The 17,261-nt window shown below is 71.8% G+C and carries 14 protein-coding genes; 6 read left to right on the forward strand and 8 right to left on the reverse strand.

What is annotated here, in order from left to right; genetic code table 11:
* Nucleotides 1-86 precede the first annotated feature (86 nt).
* The 4 genes from ACFXA3_RS06790 to ACFXA3_RS06805 all read right to left on the reverse strand — a co-directional run bounded on the left by ACFXA3_RS06790 (nucleotide 87) and on the right by ACFXA3_RS06805 (nucleotide 4,288).
* The gene (locus ACFXA3_RS06790) at nucleotides 87-812 is read right to left on the reverse strand and encodes a VC0807 family protein (RefSeq protein WP_385182921.1); all 726 of its coding nucleotides are present in this window, start codon (nucleotides 810-812) and stop codon (nucleotides 87-89) included.
* A 137-nt stretch (nucleotides 813-949) separates the two neighbouring features.
* Nucleotides 950-1,543, reverse strand: coding sequence for a TetR family transcriptional regulator (locus ACFXA3_RS06795; protein WP_385182924.1), 594 nt, complete (start codon nucleotides 1,541-1,543; stop codon nucleotides 950-952).
* A gap of 21 nt (nucleotides 1,544-1,564) precedes the next feature.
* Nucleotides 1,565-2,587 carry an aldo/keto reductase gene (locus ACFXA3_RS06800; protein ID WP_385182927.1) on the reverse strand — a complete coding sequence of 341 codons (1,023 nt, stop codon included), beginning with the start codon at nucleotides 2,585-2,587 and terminating at the stop codon, nucleotides 1,565-1,567.
* Nucleotides 2,588-2,836: 249 nt separating this feature from the next.
* On the reverse strand, nucleotides 2,837-4,288 hold the full coding sequence (locus tag ACFXA3_RS06805) for an MFS transporter (RefSeq protein ID WP_385182930.1): 1,452 nt from the start codon (nucleotides 4,286-4,288) through the stop codon (nucleotides 2,837-2,839).
* A gap of 65 nt (nucleotides 4,289-4,353) precedes the next feature.
* Between ACFXA3_RS06805 and dusB the strand changes: the two genes are divergently transcribed.
* From dusB to ACFXA3_RS06830, 5 genes are all read left to right on the forward strand, one after another.
* Nucleotides 4,354-5,496 (forward strand): tRNA dihydrouridine synthase DusB, encoded by a 1,143-nt coding sequence (gene dusB / locus ACFXA3_RS06810; protein WP_385182933.1) that lies wholly within the window; start codon nucleotides 4,354-4,356, stop codon nucleotides 5,494-5,496.
* A 376-nt stretch (nucleotides 5,497-5,872) separates the two neighbouring features.
* Complete coding sequence (gene ppdK / locus ACFXA3_RS06815; RefSeq protein WP_385182936.1) at nucleotides 5,873-8,581, forward strand: pyruvate, phosphate dikinase; 2,709 nt, start codon at nucleotides 5,873-5,875, stop codon at nucleotides 8,579-8,581.
* 389 nt (nucleotides 8,582-8,970) lie between these two features.
* Nucleotides 8,971-10,023 (forward strand): helix-turn-helix domain-containing protein, encoded by a 1,053-nt coding sequence (locus tag ACFXA3_RS06820; protein WP_054222870.1) that lies wholly within the window; start codon nucleotides 8,971-8,973, stop codon nucleotides 10,021-10,023.
* A 113-nt stretch (nucleotides 10,024-10,136) separates the two neighbouring features.
* Nucleotides 10,137-10,601 carry a group III truncated hemoglobin gene (locus ACFXA3_RS06825; RefSeq protein ID WP_385182940.1) on the forward strand — a complete coding sequence of 155 codons (465 nt, stop codon included), beginning with the start codon at nucleotides 10,137-10,139 and terminating at the stop codon, nucleotides 10,599-10,601.
* Nucleotides 10,602-10,730: 129 nt separating this feature from the next.
* The gene (locus tag ACFXA3_RS06830) at nucleotides 10,731-11,135 is read left to right on the forward strand and encodes a VOC family protein (RefSeq protein WP_385182942.1); all 405 of its coding nucleotides are present in this window, start codon (nucleotides 10,731-10,733) and stop codon (nucleotides 11,133-11,135) included.
* Nucleotides 11,136-11,164: 29 nt separating this feature from the next.
* On the opposite strand, the gene nirD is transcribed toward ACFXA3_RS06830, so the two are convergent.
* From nirD to ACFXA3_RS06845, 3 genes are read right to left on the reverse strand one after another with little or no spacing between them, the layout of a single operon-like run.
* The gene (nirD, locus tag ACFXA3_RS06835) at nucleotides 11,165-11,509 is read right to left on the reverse strand and encodes a nitrite reductase small subunit NirD (RefSeq protein WP_327283335.1); all 345 of its coding nucleotides are present in this window, start codon (nucleotides 11,507-11,509) and stop codon (nucleotides 11,165-11,167) included.
* Nucleotides 11,506-14,052, reverse strand: coding sequence for a nitrite reductase large subunit NirB (nirB, locus tag ACFXA3_RS06840; protein ID WP_385182945.1), 2,547 nt, complete (start codon nucleotides 14,050-14,052; stop codon nucleotides 11,506-11,508). The genes nirD and nirB overlap by 4 nt, the downstream gene beginning before the upstream one ends.
* A gap of 2 nt (nucleotides 14,053-14,054) precedes the next feature.
* Entirely contained in the window at nucleotides 14,055-15,362 is a 1,308-nt protein-coding gene (locus ACFXA3_RS06845) for an NAD(P)/FAD-dependent oxidoreductase (protein ID WP_385182948.1), read from the reverse strand.
* A 274-nt stretch (nucleotides 15,363-15,636) separates the two neighbouring features.
* On the opposite strand from ACFXA3_RS06845, the gene ACFXA3_RS06850 reads away from it, so the two are divergent.
* Complete coding sequence (locus ACFXA3_RS06850; RefSeq protein ID WP_385182951.1) at nucleotides 15,637-16,413, forward strand: sulfite exporter TauE/SafE family protein; 777 nt, start codon at nucleotides 15,637-15,639, stop codon at nucleotides 16,411-16,413.
* An 11-nt stretch (nucleotides 16,414-16,424) separates the two neighbouring features.
* Here the strand turns inward: ACFXA3_RS06850 and ACFXA3_RS06855 are convergent, their stop codons facing one another.
* Nucleotides 16,425-17,045, reverse strand: coding sequence for a class F sortase (locus ACFXA3_RS06855; protein WP_385182954.1), 621 nt, complete (start codon nucleotides 17,043-17,045; stop codon nucleotides 16,425-16,427).
* Between the last annotated feature and the right edge of the window lie 216 nt (nucleotides 17,046-17,261).

The raw sequence follows: 17,261 nt of genomic DNA on the forward strand, positions 1-17,261 counted from the left end.
GTGGCCACGCCGAGGTTGGACTCCTCGTCGATGCGGACCATGCCCGCCGGGCCACCGGTCTTTTCCGTGACGGGCCGTCCGGGAGGTCAGGCCGTGGAGCCGCCGGTCTGCGCGGCGGCGGCAGCCGCCTCGGCGGCCCGCCGTTCGCCCTCGGCCTTGGTGCGCTTGACGAAGCGGACCGTCCACAGGGCCAGACCGCCGAGCGTGCCGTAGATCATGAACGGGCTGAGGGTCACCATGGTGGAGGTGTCCAGGACGTACGACAGGACGACCCGGACCGCCGCCTCGATGAGGTAGACCACGCCCCAGACCAGGGTCATGCGGCGCTGGGCGTTGCGGAAGCCCTCGAACCGCCACAGGTCGTTGTAGTACGCCACGCCCGCCGGGGTGCCGTCCGTGCCGAACTTCCGGCCGAAGTAGAACATCAGCGGCCGCGGCGTGAGCAGCGTGGCCAGGCACAGCAGCCCGAACAGGCCCGTGATGACGGAGTCCTTGACCAGCAGGGCCTGGGCCGACTGGGCGCCCACGAGCGAGACCACCGCGGTGATCACCAGGAACACGAGGGTGACGATGGCGAACTCGTCGAGCTTGCGCCGCCAGGCCACCATGACGGCGCTGTCGAGCACCGGCCACGCGCCACTGGCCAGCAGGGCCGAGGCCTCGCTCCAGCCGTGGTCGTCGACGAGGGTGTTGTACGTGAGGATCGGCGCGACCACGTTGAGTGCGATGGTCAGGATCAAGCCGATCGCGGCGGCGCCGCCGGAGCGGGCCGGAGGCGCGGACTGAGCTGCCTGAGCGGGTTGAGCGGACAAGGTTCCCCCTGGAACGTGCCTGATGAAGTGCGGTAGGGGGACCGTATGGAGTTTGACGGGTTACGGACAAGTGAGCCACGCCCAAAATGATCATCAAGGCGTGCGGAGTGGCTCGTTCCGCACGGTATGGCCCCAGGTCAGGCGCGCAGGCCCCGGATCACGAGCGCGGTGACCGCCTCGAACTCCGTGATGATCGTGGGCGAGAGCCATTCCGCCGCGTACTGCGGATCGTGGAAACGGCCGGTGGCGTCGAACACCGCGCGGGCGGCGGCCGGGACATCGGGCGCACTGAGCGAGCCGGCCTCGACACCCTCGGAGATGATCCGGCCCAGCTGGTCGATCAGCTGGTTCAGGTGGTGGTCCACCACGCCGCTGTTCTCCGCGAGCAGCACCGTGTACGTCGCGAACAGCTCCGGGTCGTCACCCGCCTTGTGGCGCTTGGCCTCGAACAGCGCCTCCAGCCACGCCTCCAGCTTGGAGGGCGCGGTCCCGCCGGGGGCCGATGCGATCCCCTCCAGGACGACGACGCTCTTGGCGAGCCAGCGGTCCGTGACGGCCTCGCGCAGCGCCGCCTTCGACGGGAAGTGCCGGTACACGCTGCCGTGGCTGACGCCCAGGGCCCGCGCCACGTCCACCACGGTCGCCTTGGTCGGGCCGAAGCGGCGCAGCACCTCCTCGGTGGTCTCGAGGATGCGCTCGGGTGTCAGGGGCTCGGCAGCAGCGGGTGGCATGGGTACGACCGTACCGCCCGCTCAGTGCTCGCTGTCGAGGTGGGCCATCTGCGCGGCCGGGTAGCGGTCGCCGGCCGCGGCACCGGCCGGAACCGCCTCCTCGATGGCCGCCAGGTCCGCAGGGCTCAGCCGCACGTCCACGGCACCCAGTGCCTCGGACAGCCGGTCCCGGCGGCGCGCCCCCACCAGCGGCACGATGTCCTCGCCCCGCGAGACCACCCACGCGATGGCGGTCTGGGCGATGCTGACCCCCTTGTTCTCCGCGACCTTGCGCAGGGCGTCGACGAGGTCGAGGTTGTGCCGGAGGTTCTCGCCCTGGAAGCGGGGGCTCATCCCGCGGAAGTCGCCCGGCGCCAGCTCCCGGTCACGGCTGAAGTGCCCGCTGATCAGGCCGCGGCTCAGCACCCCGTACGCCGTGATCCCGATGCCCAGCTCACGGGCGGTCGGCAGGATCTCCTCCTCGATGCCGCGGGAGATCAGCGAGTACTCGATCTGGAGGTCCGCGATCGGGGCCACGGCGGCCGCCCGACGCAGGGTGTCCGCGCCGACCTCGGAGAGGCCGATGTGCCGCACGTGCCCGGCCTGGACGGCCTCGGCGATGGCGCCGACGGTCTCCTCGATCGGGACGTCCGGGTCGACGCGCGCGATCCGGTAGATGTCGATGTGGTCCCGGCCCAGCCGCTGGAGCGAGTAGGCCAGGAAGTTCCTGACCGCGTCGGGGCGGCCGTCGTAGCCGGCGAAGCCGCCCTCCACCGTCCGCAGCGCGCCGAACTTCACGCTGGTCAGCGCCTGCTCGCGGGCCGCGGCGGGCGCGGTGCGCAGGGCTTCGCCGATGAGCAGCTCGTTGTGGCCCATGCCGTAGAAGTCGCCGGTGTCCAGCAGGGTGACGCCGGCGTCCAGGGCGGCGTGGATGGTCGCGATCGACTCGTCGCGGTCGGCCTCCCCGTACAGGGCGGACATGCCCATGCAGCCCAGCCCCAGCGGGAAGACGGAGGGGCCGGTCGAGCCGAGGGTGCGGGTGCGGATGTTCTCGTTCTTCGTCATGGAACAACCATGGCATGACGAGTGACAGATTTCAATATCTGTCACTCGTCAGGATGGCTGCGCCCGGTTCACCCGTGGCACGTGATGACGCTGATGCACCTGGAGGGCGGTCCCGCCGGCCGGCGGGCACACGGCGGACGCGGCGCTCGGCGAGGCCGGACTCGTGCGGTTCGCCGCGCCTTCGCGGCAGGGCCGGGACCCCGTGCGGGGCTGCCGCCCCGGATCGGCCGTGGCGAGCGGCGGGGGCCGTCAGCGCCGCGGCGGGACCGCGGCCTGCTCCGGCTCCGGGGTCGTCCGCTCCAGCGCGCGGGCGGTCCGCGCCGCGGTCCCCATGGCCCACCGGCCACTGGTCGCGGCGCCCACGACGAGCGCGACCAGTCCGCAGCCCGTGATGACCCACCAGGCCGGCCGCGTCGCCTCGGCGAAATCGGCGCCGCCGGCCGTTCCCGCCGCCAGCACCGCCCCGATCACGGCCACGCCCAGGGTGCCGCCGGTCTGCCGGCTCGTGGAGGCGATCGCGGCGGCCACGCCCGCCTGGGCGCGCGGCATCCCGGAGACCGCCGTGTTCGTGATCGGCGCGTTCACCATGCCGAAGCCCAGCCCGAACAGCACGTACGCGGTGAACAGCAGCGGCGTCGAGGTCTCCGCCGAGAAGGCGGCGAACAGGAGCCCGCTCGCCGCCATCGCCGTCCCCGCGATCAACAGCGACGGCCGCGGCCCCCGGTTCGCCACCAGCCGCCCCGACACCGGGGGGCACAGGAAGGTCAGCACGGCCATCGGCAGCATGTAGAGCCCGGCCTCCAGCGCGCTCAGCCCCCGTACGTCCTGGAGGTACAGGGTGTTGAGGAACAGGAACCCCGACAGCGCGGCGAAGGCGCTGACGGCGATCACCGTCGCGCCGCTGAAGGGAGCGCTCCGGAAGAACCGCGGGTCGATCAGGGGCTCCGCCCGGCGCGGCTCGTGGAACAGCAGCCCCGCCAGCGCGGCCACGGCCACGGCCGCGCAGCCCAGGATGACCGGGGCGGTCCAGCCCGCGCTCGGCGCCTCGATGATCCCGTACGTCACGGAGCTCAGCAGGGCCATGACCAGCAGCTGTCCCACCGGGTCCGGGCGGCGCGGGTGCCCGGCCCGCGACTCGGGGACGAAGCGCAGGGTCAGCACCAGGGCCAGCAGCCCGACCGGGAGGTTGAGCCAGAAGATGGAGCGCCAGCCGACCGACTCCACGAGCAGTCCGCCGATCAGCGGGCCCACGGCCATGGAGATGCCCACGACCGCGCCCCAGACGCCGATGGCGCGGGCCCGTTCGCGCGGGTCCGTGAACGTGTTGGTGATGATCGACATGGCGACCGGGTTCAGCATCGAGCCGCCCACGGCCTGGACCATCCGGAAGGCGATCAGCCACTCCAGGCTCGGCGCGAGCGAGCAGAGCAGCGAGCCCGCGGTGAAGACCACCAGGCCCGCGGCGAAGACCCTGCGGCGCCCGATCCGGTCCGCGGTGGAGCCCGCCAGCATCAGCAGCGAGGCCAGGACCAGCGTGTACGCGTCGATCGTCCACTGCATGCCGGCCACCGACGCGCCCAGTTCGCGCCGCATCGAGGGCAGGGCGACGTTGAGCACGGTCACGTCGAGGCTGACGATGAGCAGGCTCGTGCAGCAGATCACCAGGATCAGCATCCTGCGACTGCGGTTGGGCTCGAGCATACTTACGATAGTACGCCTAACTAACGAAATGTGGGATGCGATTCGTCTGGGGGACAATGGGGCGCATGACCACGCTCCCCCCGCCGCTCGCGATCGGCCCGCACACCGTGCAGCCCCCCGTGGTGCTCGCGCCCATGGCCGGCATCACCAATGCCCCGTTCCGCACCCTCTGCCGCGAGTTCAGCGGCGGCAAGGGGCTGTTCGTGAGCGAGATGATCACGACCCGCGCCCTGGTCGAGCGCAACGAGAAGACCATGCAGCTGATCCACTTCGACGCGACCGAGAAGCCCCGCTCGATCCAGTTGTACGGAGTCGACCCGGCGACGGTCGGCAAGGCGGTCCGCATGATCGTCGAGGAGGACCGCGCCGACCACATCGACCTCAACTTCGGCTGCCCGGTCCCCAAGGTGACCCGCAAGGGCGGCGGCTCCGCCCTCCCGTACAAGCGGAACCTGCTGCGGGCGATCCTGCGCGAGGCCGTCGCGGGCGCCGGCGACCTGCCGGTCACCATGAAGATGCGCAAGGGCATCAACGACGACCACCTCACCTACCTGGACGCCGGCCGGATCGCCGTCGAGGAGGGCGTCACCGCGATCGCCCTGCACGGGCGCACCACCGCCCAGCACTACGGCGGCACCGCCGACTGGGACGCCATCGCGCGGCTCAAGGAGCACGTGCCGGAGATCCCGGTGCTCGGCAACGGCGACATCTGGTGCGCCGAGGACGCGCTGCGCATGGTCCGCGAGACGGGCTGCGACGGCGTGGTCGTGGGCCGCGGCTGCCTGGGCCGCCCGTGGCTGTTCAACGACCTGGTCGCGGCGTTCGAGGGGCGCCCGGAGGACTTCCACAAGCCGACGCTGCGCGAGGTCGCGGCGACGATGCACCGGCACGCCGAACTGCTCGGCGAGTGGATCGGCGACGAGGCGCGCGGGGTGATCGACTTCCGTAAGCACGTGGCCTGGTACCTCAAGGGCTTCTCGGTGGGTTCCGAGATGCGGAAGAAGCTGGCCGTCACCTCTTCGCTGGCCGAGCTGGACGCTCATCTGAGCGAGCTCGACCTGGACCAGGCGTGGCCCGAGAGCGCGGACGGCCCGCGCGGCCGGACGTCCGGAAACAACAGGGTTGTCCTCCCGGATGGCTGGCTGAAGGATCCGTACGACTGTGCGGGCGTGAGCGAGGACGCCGAACTGGACACGTCCGGGGGCTGAGAAACAGCTGACAAACTATGCCGCCGGCGGCGTGACATACGCCACGCATGGGTGGGGTTGCGCTCACATGAGCGCGAAAATCACGGGTAAGACTTCCAAAGGGTGGCACTGGGTGCCACCCTTTGTTTGTTCAAGACTTGAACGCAAATGTATCGATGATCGCTCATCCGAGCGCAAACACGCCGCAGGAGCCCCTTCGCCCTTCGGGAAGTGAACGCTCTTCGTTGCTTCTGGCTACTCAGCGGTTACTTTCGATCTGGTGGCGCACGGGTGGTTACAGCCGCATGACGACCAAGTGGACGTACCCAGAAGCCTTCGATCTGGGTATGTTCCTGGCCGTCAGGGCAGCCACCGAGTCCTCGAGGAGTCGAGACCCGTGTCGGAAAACAAAGATCAGAAGTTCGTCTACGACTTCACCGAGGGAAACCGCGACCTCAAGGACCTTCTCGGCGGCAAGGGGGCCAACCTCGCCGAGATGACCAACCTGGGTCTGCCGGTCCCTCCCGGCTTCACCATCACCACCGAGGCCTGCAAGGTCTACCTCGCCAGCGGTGAGGCCCCGGCCGCGCTCCGCGACGAGGTCAGCGCCCACCTGGCCGCCCTCGAGGCGAAGATGGGCAAGAAGCTCGGCCAGTCGGACGACCCGCTCCTGGTCTCCGTGCGCTCCGGTGCCAAGTTCTCCATGCCGGGCATGATGGACACGGTCCTCAACATCGGCCTCTCCGACGAGTCCGTCGCCGGCCTCGCCGCCCAGGCCGGCAACGAGCGCTTCGCGTGGGACTCGTACCGCCGCCTGATCCAGATGTTCGGCAAGACCGTCCTGGACGTCGACGGAGAGCTCTTCGAGGAAGCCCTCGACGAGGCCAAGGCCGCCAAGAAGGTCACCGTCGACACCGACCTCGACGCCGCCGACCTGAAGAAGCTGGTCACCCGCTTCAAGAAGATCGTCGCCAAGCAGGCCGGCCGCGAGTTCCCGCAGGACGCCCGCGAGCAGCTGGACCTCGCCGTCGAGGCGGTCTTCAACTCCTGGAACACCGACCGCGCCAAGCTCTACCGCCGCCAGGAGCGCATCCCGAGCGACCTGGGCACCGCGGTCAACATCTGCTCGATGGTCTTCGGCAACCTCGGCCCCGACTCCGGCACCGGCGTCGCGTTCACCCGCGACCCGGCCAGCGGCCACGCGGGCGTGTACGGCGACTACCTGCAGAACGCCCAGGGCGAGGACGTCGTCGCGGGCATCCGCAACACCGTCCCGCTGGCGGACCTGGAGACCATCGACAAGGCCTCCTACGACCAGCTCATGACGATCATGACGACGCTGGAGACCCACTACAAGGATCTCTGCGACATCGAGTTCACCATCGAGCGCGGCCAGCTGTGGATGCTGCAGACCCGCGTCGGCAAGCGCACCGCCGGCGCCGCCTTCCGCATCGCCACCCAGCTCGTGGACCAGGGCCTGATCGACGAGGCCGAGGCCCTCCAGCGCGTCAACGGCGCCCAGCTCGCGCAGCTGATGTTCCCCCGCTTCGACGAGGGCGCCAGCACGGAGCTGCTCGGCCGCGGCATCGCCGCCTCCCCGGGCGCGGCGGTCGGCAAGGCCGTCTTCGACTCGTACACGGCCGTCAAGTGGTCGCGCTCCGGCGAGAAGGTCATCCTGATCCGCCGCGAGACCAACCCGGACGACCTCGACGGCATGATCGCCGCCGAGGGCATCCTGACCTCGCGCGGCGGCAAGACCTCGCACGCCGCCGTCGTGGCCCGCGGCATGGGCAAGACCTGCGTCTGCGGCGCCGAGGACCTCGAAGTCGACACCAAGCGCCGCCGGATGACGGTGGGCGGCAAGGTGATCGAGGAGGGCGACGTCGTCTCCATCGACGGCTCCACCGGCAAGGTCTACCTCGGCGAGGTACCCGTCGTACCGTCCCCGGTCGTCGAGTACTTCGAGGGCCGCATGCACGCCGGCGCCGACGACGCCGACGAGCTGGTCCAGGCCGTCCACCGGATCATGGCCTACGCGGACCGCGTCCGCCGGCTGCGGGTGCGCGCCAACGCCGACAACGCCGAGGACGCGCTGCGCGCCCGCCGCTTCGGCGCCCAGGGCATCGGCCTGTGCCGCACCGAGCACATGTTCCTCGGCGAGCGCCGCGAGCTGGTGGAGCACCTGATCCTCGCGGACACCGACAAGGAGCGCGAGGAGGCACTGAGTGCCCTCCTGCCGCTCCAGAAGAAGGACTTCGTCGAGCTGTTCGAGGCGATGGACGGGCTGCCCGTCACGGTCCGTCTGCTCGACCCGCCGCTGCACGAGTTCCTGCCCGACATCACCGAGCTGTCGGTGCGCGTCGCCCTCGCCGAGGCCCGCAAGGACGCCAACGAGAACGACCTGCGCCTGCTCCAGGCCGTGCACAAGCTGCACGAGCAGAACCCGATGCTGGGTCTGCGCGGCGTCCGTCTCGGCCTGGTCATCCCCGGTCTGTTCGCCATGCAGGTCCGGGCGATCGCCGAGGCCGCGGCCGAGCGCAAGAACGCCAAGGGCGACCCGCGCGCCGAGATCATGGTCCCGCTCGTGGGCACCGTCCAGGAGCTGGAGATCGTCCGCGAGGAGGCCGACGCGGTCATCGCCGAGGTCGAGGCGGCCACCGGCACCAGCCTCAAGCTGACCGTCGGCACGATGATCGAGCTGCCCCGCGCCGCCCTCACGGCCGGGCAGATCGCCGAGGCCGCGCAGTTCTTCTCCTTCGGTACGAACGACCTGACCCAGACGGTGTGGGGCTTCTCCCGCGACGACGTCGAGGCCAGCTTCTTCACCGCGTACCTGGAGAAGGGCATCTTCGGGGTCTCGCCGTTCGAGACCATCGACAAGGACGGCGTCGGCGCGCTGGTCCGCAGTGCGGTCCAGGCCGGCCGGGCGACCCGCCCCGACCTCAAGCTCGGCGTCTGCGGCGAGCACGGCGGTGACCCCGAGTCCGTCCACTTCTTCCACGAGGTGGGTCTCGACTACGTCTCCTGCTCGCCGTTCCGGATTCCGGTGGCGCGCCTGGAGGCCGGCCGTGCCGCGGCCGAGGCGAAGGGCAGCGACAGCCGCTGAGTCCTTCACGGCCCTGACAGGGCCCGCTGACTGCGCGTCCGCCCCCGGGTTCCCTGACCCCCGAGGGCGGACGCGCCTATTTTTGTTGTTCAACAAATCTTTACACCAGCAGGCGGTGGACGGATCCCCACCCGTCCACCGCCTGCTGTCAATCCGCCGGGCACGTCGGCGCTTCCCGGTGCGACCGACCGCCAGGCCCCGCAAAGCCCCCCACGGCCTTCACGGAGCGTTTCGGTCGCACTGGAGTGTGCCCGGCGGAGTACAGGATTTCGGTTGTCACGCCCCCGCCGAAAGGGGTTTCAACTGTGGCTGAAAGGGCGTGGTGACGTCGTGTGACGGCATGCATACTCATGGGGCGGGGGGATTGCGGTTGCACAGGTGGGGGTTCGGTGCTGCGTATCCATTTCACTGGAGTGGACCTGGCACGCGTACGGATGGCAGGGCGTCCCGATGCGTTGTGGGAAACGATTCTGAGTTTTCACCGCTTAAGAGACCGGCGTGATGCGCGGCTCTTCGGTGAATGGCGTACGGAAACCCGGAGCAGGTTGAATAGTGAAACACGTTTGCTCGGTGCGCTCATACCGAGTCGTGGTTATTTTCCCGATTTCCTGACCCCTGTGGAGGGGCAGTACGGGTGGGACGTGGGCCTGGACGCGTTGCGCGGGATCCGCCCCGAGCGGATGCGGCGCGAGCTCACGCTGCTCGGCGCGGGAACCGGCGTCGGAGCCGCGTTCGGCATGCCCTCCGCCGTGAGCGGGGGCGCCGACGCGCCGGTCCCGCGCCGGCTGCGGGACTTCATGGACGGCGGTACCAAACACCTGCCCAGACTGCTGGGCGAGCTGCGCGGCTACCACCGGGCGGCCGTGGAGCCGTACTGGACGCACATCCAGGCCCAGATCGAGGCCGAGCGGGCCGCGCGCGGCCGGGCCCTGCTGGACGGCGGCGCGGACGAGCTGCTGGCCTCGCTGCCGCCGATGCTGCGCTGGCGGGCGCCGGTCCTGGAGTGCGACTACCCCGTGGACCGCGACGTACGGCTGCGGGGGCGCGGGCTGCTGCTCCAGCCGTCGTTCTTCTGCCGGCGCACCGCCGTGACCCTGCACGACCCGGAGCTGCCGCCGGTGCTGGTCTATCCGGCGGCCGCGCAGCTGGCTTCGGCGCCCACCGGCGGTGAATCGATTCGGCCCTTGGAGGAGCAGCGCCAGCGCACGCTGGGCAAGCTCGTCGGGCACACCCGCTCGGTGGTGCTGCGGGCCATCGGCGACGGCGCCACCACCAGCGAGCTGGCCCGCCGGGCCGGGGTCTCGCTGGCCTCCGCGAGCCAGCACGCCTGCGTGATGCGCGAGGCGGGCCTGGTCACCACCCTGCGCCGGGGCAACGCCGTCCTGCACACGGTGACCCCGCTGGGCGCCGCCCTGCTGAAGGGCGGAGCGGTGGCCTCGTAGTCGGCCCGGGGCCCCGGGGCGCGAAACGCGGTCCGGGGCCACGACCCACGAAGTGACGAACCTCGGGACCTTCCGCCCTGGCGCACCCGGGCCCGGGCCAAGATGCTGGAACCATGAACCAGTTCGCCGCGGACCACGACATCTGCGGCCGCGCCGACCTCGCGGTCGTGCTGCGCCGCTTCTACACGGCAGCCTTCGACGACCGGCGCATCGGGCCGTTCTTCACCGAGGTGGCCGGCACGGACCTGGAGCTCCACCTGACCCGGATCACCGACTTCTGGGAGCGGGCCCTGTTCCGTACGGCCGGCTACGGGCGCGACGCCTTCGCCCCGCACGCCGCCCTGCACGCGGCGCGGGCGATGACCGCCGAGGACTTCGGGCGCTGGGTGCAGCTGTGGCACGCCGCCGTCGACGGCCTGTACCGGGGGCCGAACGCGGAGCGGGCCAAGGCGACGGGCGAGCGGATCGCCCTGGCCCTGCACAAGCGGCTGGCCGGGCCGGACCCCGCGCTGCTCCGCCGGGAGGACACCGGCGGGTTCGTCCCGCTGGCCGCCCTGCGGCTGCGCTCCACCGCCTGACCTGCGCGGACGCGCCCCACGCGGGCGGCCCCGCGGGGCTTCGGAAAAGTTTTCCGCCGCAGCGATGAGTTTTGCCGGGGCTCCCGGTCTATCCCTCGAAAGCACGCACACGAGAGAAGAGGGACCGAGATGCCCACCATGATCTTCGTCAACCTGCCCGTCCGGGACATCGACGCCGCCAAGGCCTTCTGGGGCAAGCTCGGTTATTCCTTCAACCCGCAGTTCAGCGACGAGAAGACCGGCTGCCTCGTCATCAGCGACACGATCTTCGCGATGCTGATGACCGAGGAGCGCTTCAAGGACTTCGCGACCAAGGAGGTGGCCGACGCCACCAAGACCACCGAGGTCATGCTCGCCCTGAGCGCGGAGAGCCGCGAGCAGGTCGACGAGGTCGTCGGCGCCGCCCTCGCGGCGGGCGGCACCGAGCCCCGCCCCGCCCAGGACCTCGGCTTCATGTACGGCCGCGCCTTCGAGGACCTGGACGGCCACGTCTGGGAGTACGTGTGGATGGACCCGGCGGCCGTCCAGGGCTGAGGACCGGGGCCGGTGTCCCGGCTCCCGCGCTACGCCACCGCCGCCGAGGTCACGGCGGTCCGCACCGGATAGGTCCGGACCGCCGCCTCCTCGTCGTCCAGACAGCGCCCCGAGGCGAGGTCGAAGCGCTGCTTCAGCAGCGGGGAGGCCACGAAGGGCTTGTTGTCCACACAGCCGACCAGTCCCCGCGAGAGCACCGCCGCACCGGTGAACGGGTCCCGGTTGTCGATGGCGTACAGCCCTCCGGAGCGGCCGATGAACACGGCGGCCTGCCTCCCGTCGGGCAGCAGGACCGCGACGCCGCGTCCCGGGGTCAGATCGGTCAGCTCGCACACCGTCAGCCAGCCTTCGGCCACCTGCAGTTCCACGGTCATCGGGTGCCTCCCACGGCCTCCAGCGGCCGGATGTCGAGAATGGTCAGGTCGGGCTTGACCTGGTCGCGTTCGGGGACGAACTTCACGGTCGGGTCGGGTGCGCCGGGCGCGTTGACGAAGGACACGAACCTGCGCAGCCGCTCGGGGTCCTCCAGCGTTTCCGCCCATTCGTCGCGGTAGTGCGCCACGTGGTCGGCCATCAGCGACTCCAGCTCGGCGCACAGCCCCAGCGAGTCGTTCACGACCACGTCCCGCAGGTGGTCCAGGCCGCCCTCCAGCCGGTCCAGCCAGGTGGAGGTCCGCTCCAGGCGGTCCGCGGTGCGGATGTAGAACATCAGGAACCGGTCGATGAGCCGCACCAGTTCGGCGTCCGACAGGTCCTGGGCCAGCAGGTCGGCGTGGCGCGGGGTGGCCCCGCCGTTCCCGCCGACGTACAGGTTCCAGCCGTTCGCCGTCGCGATCACCCCGAAGTCCTTGCTCTGCGCCTCCGCGCACTCGCGGGCGCAGCCGGAGACCGCCGACTTGAGCTTGTGCGGGGCGCGCAGGCCCCGGTAGCGCAGCTCCAGGTCGATGGCCATCCGCACGCTGTCCTGGACCCCGTAGCGGCACCAGGTCTGGCCCACGCAGGACTTCACCGTGCGCAGCGCCTTCCCGTACGCGTGCCCGGACTCGAACCCGGCCTCGACGAGCCGGGCCCAGATCCGCGGGAGCTGGTCCACGCTGGCGCCGAAGAGGTCGATGCGCTGCCCGCCGGTGATCTTCGTGTAGAGCCCGAAGTCGCGGGCCACCTCGCCGATCACGATGAGCTTGTCGGGGGTGATCTCGCCGCCGGGGATGCGCGGGACGACCGAGTACGAGCCGTTGCGCTGGAGGTTCGCGAGGAAGTGGTCGTTGGTGTCCTGGAGGGCGGCCTGCTCCCCGTCGAGGACGTAGCCGCTCGCGCCGAGCGTGGGGGCGAGCGAGGCGATGATCGAGCCGACGGCCGGCTTGCAGACCTCGCAGCCGTCGCCGCCCCGGGCCGCCTCCCGGCCGTGGCCGTCGAGGAGCTGCTCGTACGAGGTCAGCCGGCGGGTGCGGACGATCTCGTAGAGCTCGGCGCGGGTGAAGGGGAAGCAGCCGCACAGGCCCTTGTCGGCGGCCGCGGGCAGCAGCTGGCCGATCACCTTCAGGCAGCTGCCGCAGCCGGTGCCCGCCTTGGTGCACTGCTTGACCTCGGGGAGGGTCGCGCAGGCGGTGATCGCCTTCTTGGTGACGTTGTGGCAGGAGCAGATGACCGCGGAGTCGGGCAGTGCGGAGGGGCCCAGCGCGACCGGCGCCCCGAGCCCGGCGGGCAGCACCAGCTGGTCGGGGCTGACGGGCGGGACGCTGCCGGTGAGCGGGCGCAGCAGTCCGTACGAGTCGGCGTCGCCGACGAGGACCCCGCCGAGCAGCACCCCGTCGGGGGAGACGACCAGCTTCTTGTAGACGCCGGAGCGGGAGTCGGAGTAGACGACGTCGAGGCTGCCGGGGGCCGCGCCGTGGGCGTCGCCGAAGGAGGCCACGTCCACGCCGAGCAGCTTGAGCTTGGTGGAGAGGTCGGCTCCGGTGAACTCCTTCTCGCGGCCCAGGAGGTCCTCGGCGGCGGTCTCGGCCATCTCGTACCCGGGGGCGACCAGTCCGTAGACGCGGCCGTCGCTGGCCAGTGCGCACTCGCCGATGGCGTAGACGCGCGGGTCCGAGGTGCGGCAGCGGGCGTCGACGGCGATGCCGCCGCGCTCGCCGACGGTCAGGCCCGTGGCGCGGGCGAGCTGGTCGCGGGGACGGACGCCGGCGGAGAAGACCACGAGGTCGGTGTCGACGGTGGACCCGTCGGAGAGCCGCATTCCGCTGACGTGGCCGTCCTCGCCGGTGACGACCTCCTGGGTGCCGACGCCGGTGTGGACCGTCAGCCCCATCGACTCGATGGTGCGCAGCAGGGCCGCGCCGCCGCCCTCGTCGATCTGGACGGGCATCAGGCGCGGGGCGAACTCCACGATGCGGGTGGCGAGGCCAAGACCCTGGAGGGCGCCGGCGGCTTCGAGCCCGAGGAGACCGCCGCCGACGACCGCTCCGCTGGTGCGGGTCCTGGCGTACTCCTCGATCGCGAGCAGGTCCTCGATGGTGCGGTAGACGAAGCAGCCGGGGGCGTCCTTGCCGGGGACCGGGGGCACGAAGGGGTGGCTGCCGGTGGCCAGGACGAGCACGTCGTACGGGACCACCCGCCCCGAGCGGGAGGTGACGGTGCGGGCCTCGCGGTCGATGCTCTCGGCGGGGTCGCCCACGTGCAGGTCGATCCCGTGCTGCTCCATGAAGCCGGCGGGGGTGAGGGACAGGTCCTCGGCGGTGCTGCCGGAGAAGTACGAGGTGAGGTGCACGCGGTCGTAGGCCGGGCGGGGCTCCTCGCAGAGCACGGTGATCCGGTGCGTGGCGGTGGCCCCGCGTTCGGCGAGTGCCTCCAGGTAGCGCTGGCCGACCATGCCGTGGCCGATGAGCACGATGGCGGGGGTGGGCGTGGGTGCGGCCATGATCAGGAGCCTCCGTCGTCGGTGAGCAGGTGGAACAGGTCGGTCAGGGTCTCGGCCTCCTCCCAGCTGCGGGCGAGCGCGCCCACGCTGGAGAGTTCGCCGAGCAGGACCCCGCCGACGAGGCGGTCGCCGCGGACGACGACCTTCCGGTAGGTCCGGCGGGTGGCGTCGGCGAGGCGGACCACGTCGTCGCCGGGGAGCGGGGTGGTCTCGCCGAAGGCGGCGAGATCGAACGGGCCGGCCCCTCCGGGCGCGGCGCCGCCGGCCGGGGTGAGCGTGAGACGGGTGAGGGCGCGGGTTCCCGTGTATCCGGGGGCGGCTGCTCCGGCCGTGCCGTGTGCGCCGGTCAGCTGTGCGGCCAGGGCGTCGGCCTGCTCCAGGGCGGGGCCCGCGAGGCCGTACACCCGGCCGTCGTGCTCGGCGCAGTCGCCGACCGCGTGGATGTGCGGGTCGCTGGTCCGCAGCCGGTCGTCCACCAGGATCCCGGTGCCCACGCGGAGTCCGGCCGCGAGCGCCAGCCCGGTCCGGGGCCGTACACCGCAGGCGAGCACGACGACATCGGCGTCGAGCCGGTACCCGTCGGCGAACTCGACCCCGCCGACCCGCCGTCCGCCGCAGGCACCGGCGGACGGTGCCGTCGTCAGGCCGCGGACCCGGCACCGGGTGTGGATCTCGACGCCGAGGCCGCTGAGGTGGTCGTGCAGCAGCGCCGAGGCGTCCGCGTCCAGCTGGCGTTCCATCAGGCGCTCGCCCTGCTGGGCCAGCACCACCCGGGCGCCGCGCTCGGCCAGGGCACGGGCCGCGGAGACGCCGAGCAGACCGCCGCCGATCACCACCGCGGGCACCCCGGACCGCACGCCCACCGCGGCCGACAGGGCCAGGCAGTCGTCCATGGTGCGGAACGCGTGGACCCCGTCGGGCAGGTCCCTGCCGTCCGGGGCGAACAGGCCGCGCAGCGGCGGCAGGACCGCGTTGGAGCCCGTCGCCAGGACCAGCGTGTCGTACCGCTCCGTGCTGCCGTCGTCGCAGTGCACCGTCCGGTCGGCGCGGTCGATGCGGACCGCGCGGACGCCGCGCCGCAGCGCCGGTCCGGCGTCCGGGAGGGCGGTCACCTCCGGTGCGTACCGGCCCGCCAGGACCTCCGCGAGCAGCACCCGGTTGTACGGAACGTGCGGTTCCTCGCCGAGGACCGTCACGTCGGCGCCGCCGGTGCGGGCACCGGCTCCCGCGTCCGCGGTCAGCCGCGCAGCGACCCGCAGGCCGGCGAGGCCGCCGCCGATCACCACCACACGCTGCTGGTTCGAGGTCATGGCACGAGCGTGCGCGCCCGCTGTTTCCCCTCCGCATCACTCCTGTTACCCGGGAGGAACGCGCACCTCAGCGCCGGGGGCGCGGCCCGGTGAGGCGCCCGCCGAGGCCGTCCCGGGGACCCGTCCGGGCAGGTCGGCAGGGCTTTGGACGTCCCTGGCGATGCCGTCCGGGGGCGGGCCGCCCCGCCCCCGCAGGCCCGGCAAAGCTCAACGTTTGCGCAAGTTTCCGGCGATCGATGGGTCTTGCACCCATCGACTCCATAGGGTCGTGTCCGTGCCTGACATATCAACGACCATGATCATCGTGCTGTGCGTGGCCGCCGCTGCGGCCGGCTGGATCGACGCGGTGGTGGGCGGCGGCGGACTGCTGCTCCTGCCCGCCCTGCTCCTCGGCCTGCCGAACGCCCACCCCGCCGCCGTGCTCGGCACCAACAAGGCCGTGGCCATCGTCGGCACCACCGGCGCGGCGGTGACGTACGTACGCAAGGCCCCGGTGGACGTGAAGCTCGCCGTCCGGATCGGCCTGGCCGCGCTCGCCGGGTCCATGGGCGGCGCCGCGCTGGCCGGCGGGATCAGCAAGGACGCCCTGCGCCCGCTCATCATGGGCGTGCTCGTGATCGTCGCGGGCGTGGTGATCTTCAAGCCGGGCTTCGGCACCGCGCCCTCGGCCGCGCCCGTCAGCCGGCAGCGGGTGCTGCTCGCCATCGCGCTCGCCGGCCTCGGCATCGGCTTCTACGACGGGCTCATCGGGCCCGGCACCGGCACCTTCCTGGTGCTCGCCCTCACCGCGCTGCTCCACCTCGACCTGGTCGCCGCCTCCGCGACCGCCAAGATCGTCAACTGCTGCACCAACGCCGGGGCGCTCGCGATGTTCGCGTACCAGGGCATGGTGCTGTGGCAGCTGGCCGCACTCATGGCGGTGTTCAACCTGGCCGGCGGCATGATCGGGGCCCGCATGGCGCTCAAGAAGGGCAGCGGGTTCGTCCGCGGCGTCCTGCTGACGGTGGTCGGCGCGCTGGTGATCAAGCTCGGCCTGGAGCAGTGGGGCTGACCCGAGCCGCGCTAGTACGTACCGGTGAGGTGGGCGAAGACGACCACGTTGCCCCGGTAGCCGGTGCGGGGCGAGAAGCCGCCGCCGCAGGTGATCACCCGGAGCTCGGCGCGCGGCGAGGGCCCGTACACGCGGGAGTCGGGGAAGTGGTCGGCCTCGTAGACCTCGACCGCGTGGACGGTGAACACCGCCGTACGTCCGTCCGCGCGCGGCACCTCGATCGCCGCCCCGCGGTGCAGTGCGCCCAGGTGGTAGAAGACCGCCGGGCCGGTGGCGTGGTCGACGTGGCCGACGACGACGGCCGTGCCGACGGCGCCCGGGGTGACGCCGTCGCGGTACCAGCCCGCCAGGTCGCGGCGGGCGGGCGGCGGGACCTCGATGCTGCCGTCGGGCCCGAGGCCCAGCCCGGTCAGCGGGGCGTCCACCCGGATGGACGGGATCCGGATCCGGGTCGGCGGGGATCCGGGGAGCGGGGCGATGCTGCCGGGGTAGCGTGCCCGCCCGCTCAGCGCCTCGGCGGGGGAGGGCAGCGGGGGCCCGACGGACTGGCCCGATCCGCTGCCGATGAGCCAGATGCCGACGCAGGCGGCGAGCGCGACGAGTCCGCCGCGGCCGGCCTGGCCTCTGCCCATGGGTGCCCCCTGGTGGTGCGATTCGGCGTGTTCTCCGTATTCCGTGTGTCCGAATTCGGTTTGCGCGTGGTCGGTATACGCGTTTTTGCGTTTCGCGTTTCGGCTTTCGGGTTTCGCGTTTCGCATTGCGTGGAAAGGCCGTCGCCCGGCCCCGCGAACGGGGGGACCAGTGTGATCCGATCGCCCGGTACGGCCTCCCCAGTGCGGCCTGCACCG

Source organism: Streptomyces sp. NPDC059456 (assembly GCF_042750055.1).
In the GTDB taxonomy this organism is placed as follows: domain Bacteria; phylum Actinomycetota; class Actinomycetes; order Streptomycetales; family Streptomycetaceae; genus Streptomyces.

Coding starts and splice junctions, on each gene's coding strand:
- nirD (WP_327283335.1), bottom strand. CDS start 11,509: ATGACCGTGGAACTGCAGGTGGCCGAAGGCTGGCTGACGGTGTGCGAG.
- ACFXA3_RS06855 (WP_385182954.1), bottom strand. CDS start 17,045: ATGGGCAGAGGCCAGGCCGGCCGCGGCGGACTCGTCGCGCTCGCCGCC.
- nirB (WP_385182945.1), bottom strand. CDS start 14,052: ATGGCCGCACCCACGCCCACCCCCGCCATCGTGCTCATCGGCCACGGC.
- ACFXA3_RS06845 (WP_385182948.1), bottom strand. CDS start 15,362: ATGACCTCGAACCAGCAGCGTGTGGTGGTGATCGGCGGCGGCCTCGCC.
- ACFXA3_RS06830 (WP_385182942.1), top strand. CDS start 10,731: ATGCCCACCATGATCTTCGTCAACCTGCCCGTCCGGGACATCGACGCC.
- ACFXA3_RS06805 (WP_385182930.1), bottom strand. CDS start 4,288: ATGCTCGAGCCCAACCGCAGTCGCAGGATGCTGATCCTGGTGATCTGC.
- ACFXA3_RS06795 (WP_385182924.1), bottom strand. CDS start 1,543: ATGCCACCCGCTGCTGCCGAGCCCCTGACACCCGAGCGCATCCTCGAG.
- ACFXA3_RS06825 (WP_385182940.1), top strand. CDS start 10,137: ATGAACCAGTTCGCCGCGGACCACGACATCTGCGGCCGCGCCGACCTC.
- ACFXA3_RS06800 (WP_385182927.1), bottom strand. CDS start 2,587: ATGACGAAGAACGAGAACATCCGCACCCGCACCCTCGGCTCGACCGGC.
- dusB (WP_385182933.1), top strand. CDS start 4,354: ATGACCACGCTCCCCCCGCCGCTCGCGATCGGCCCGCACACCGTGCAG.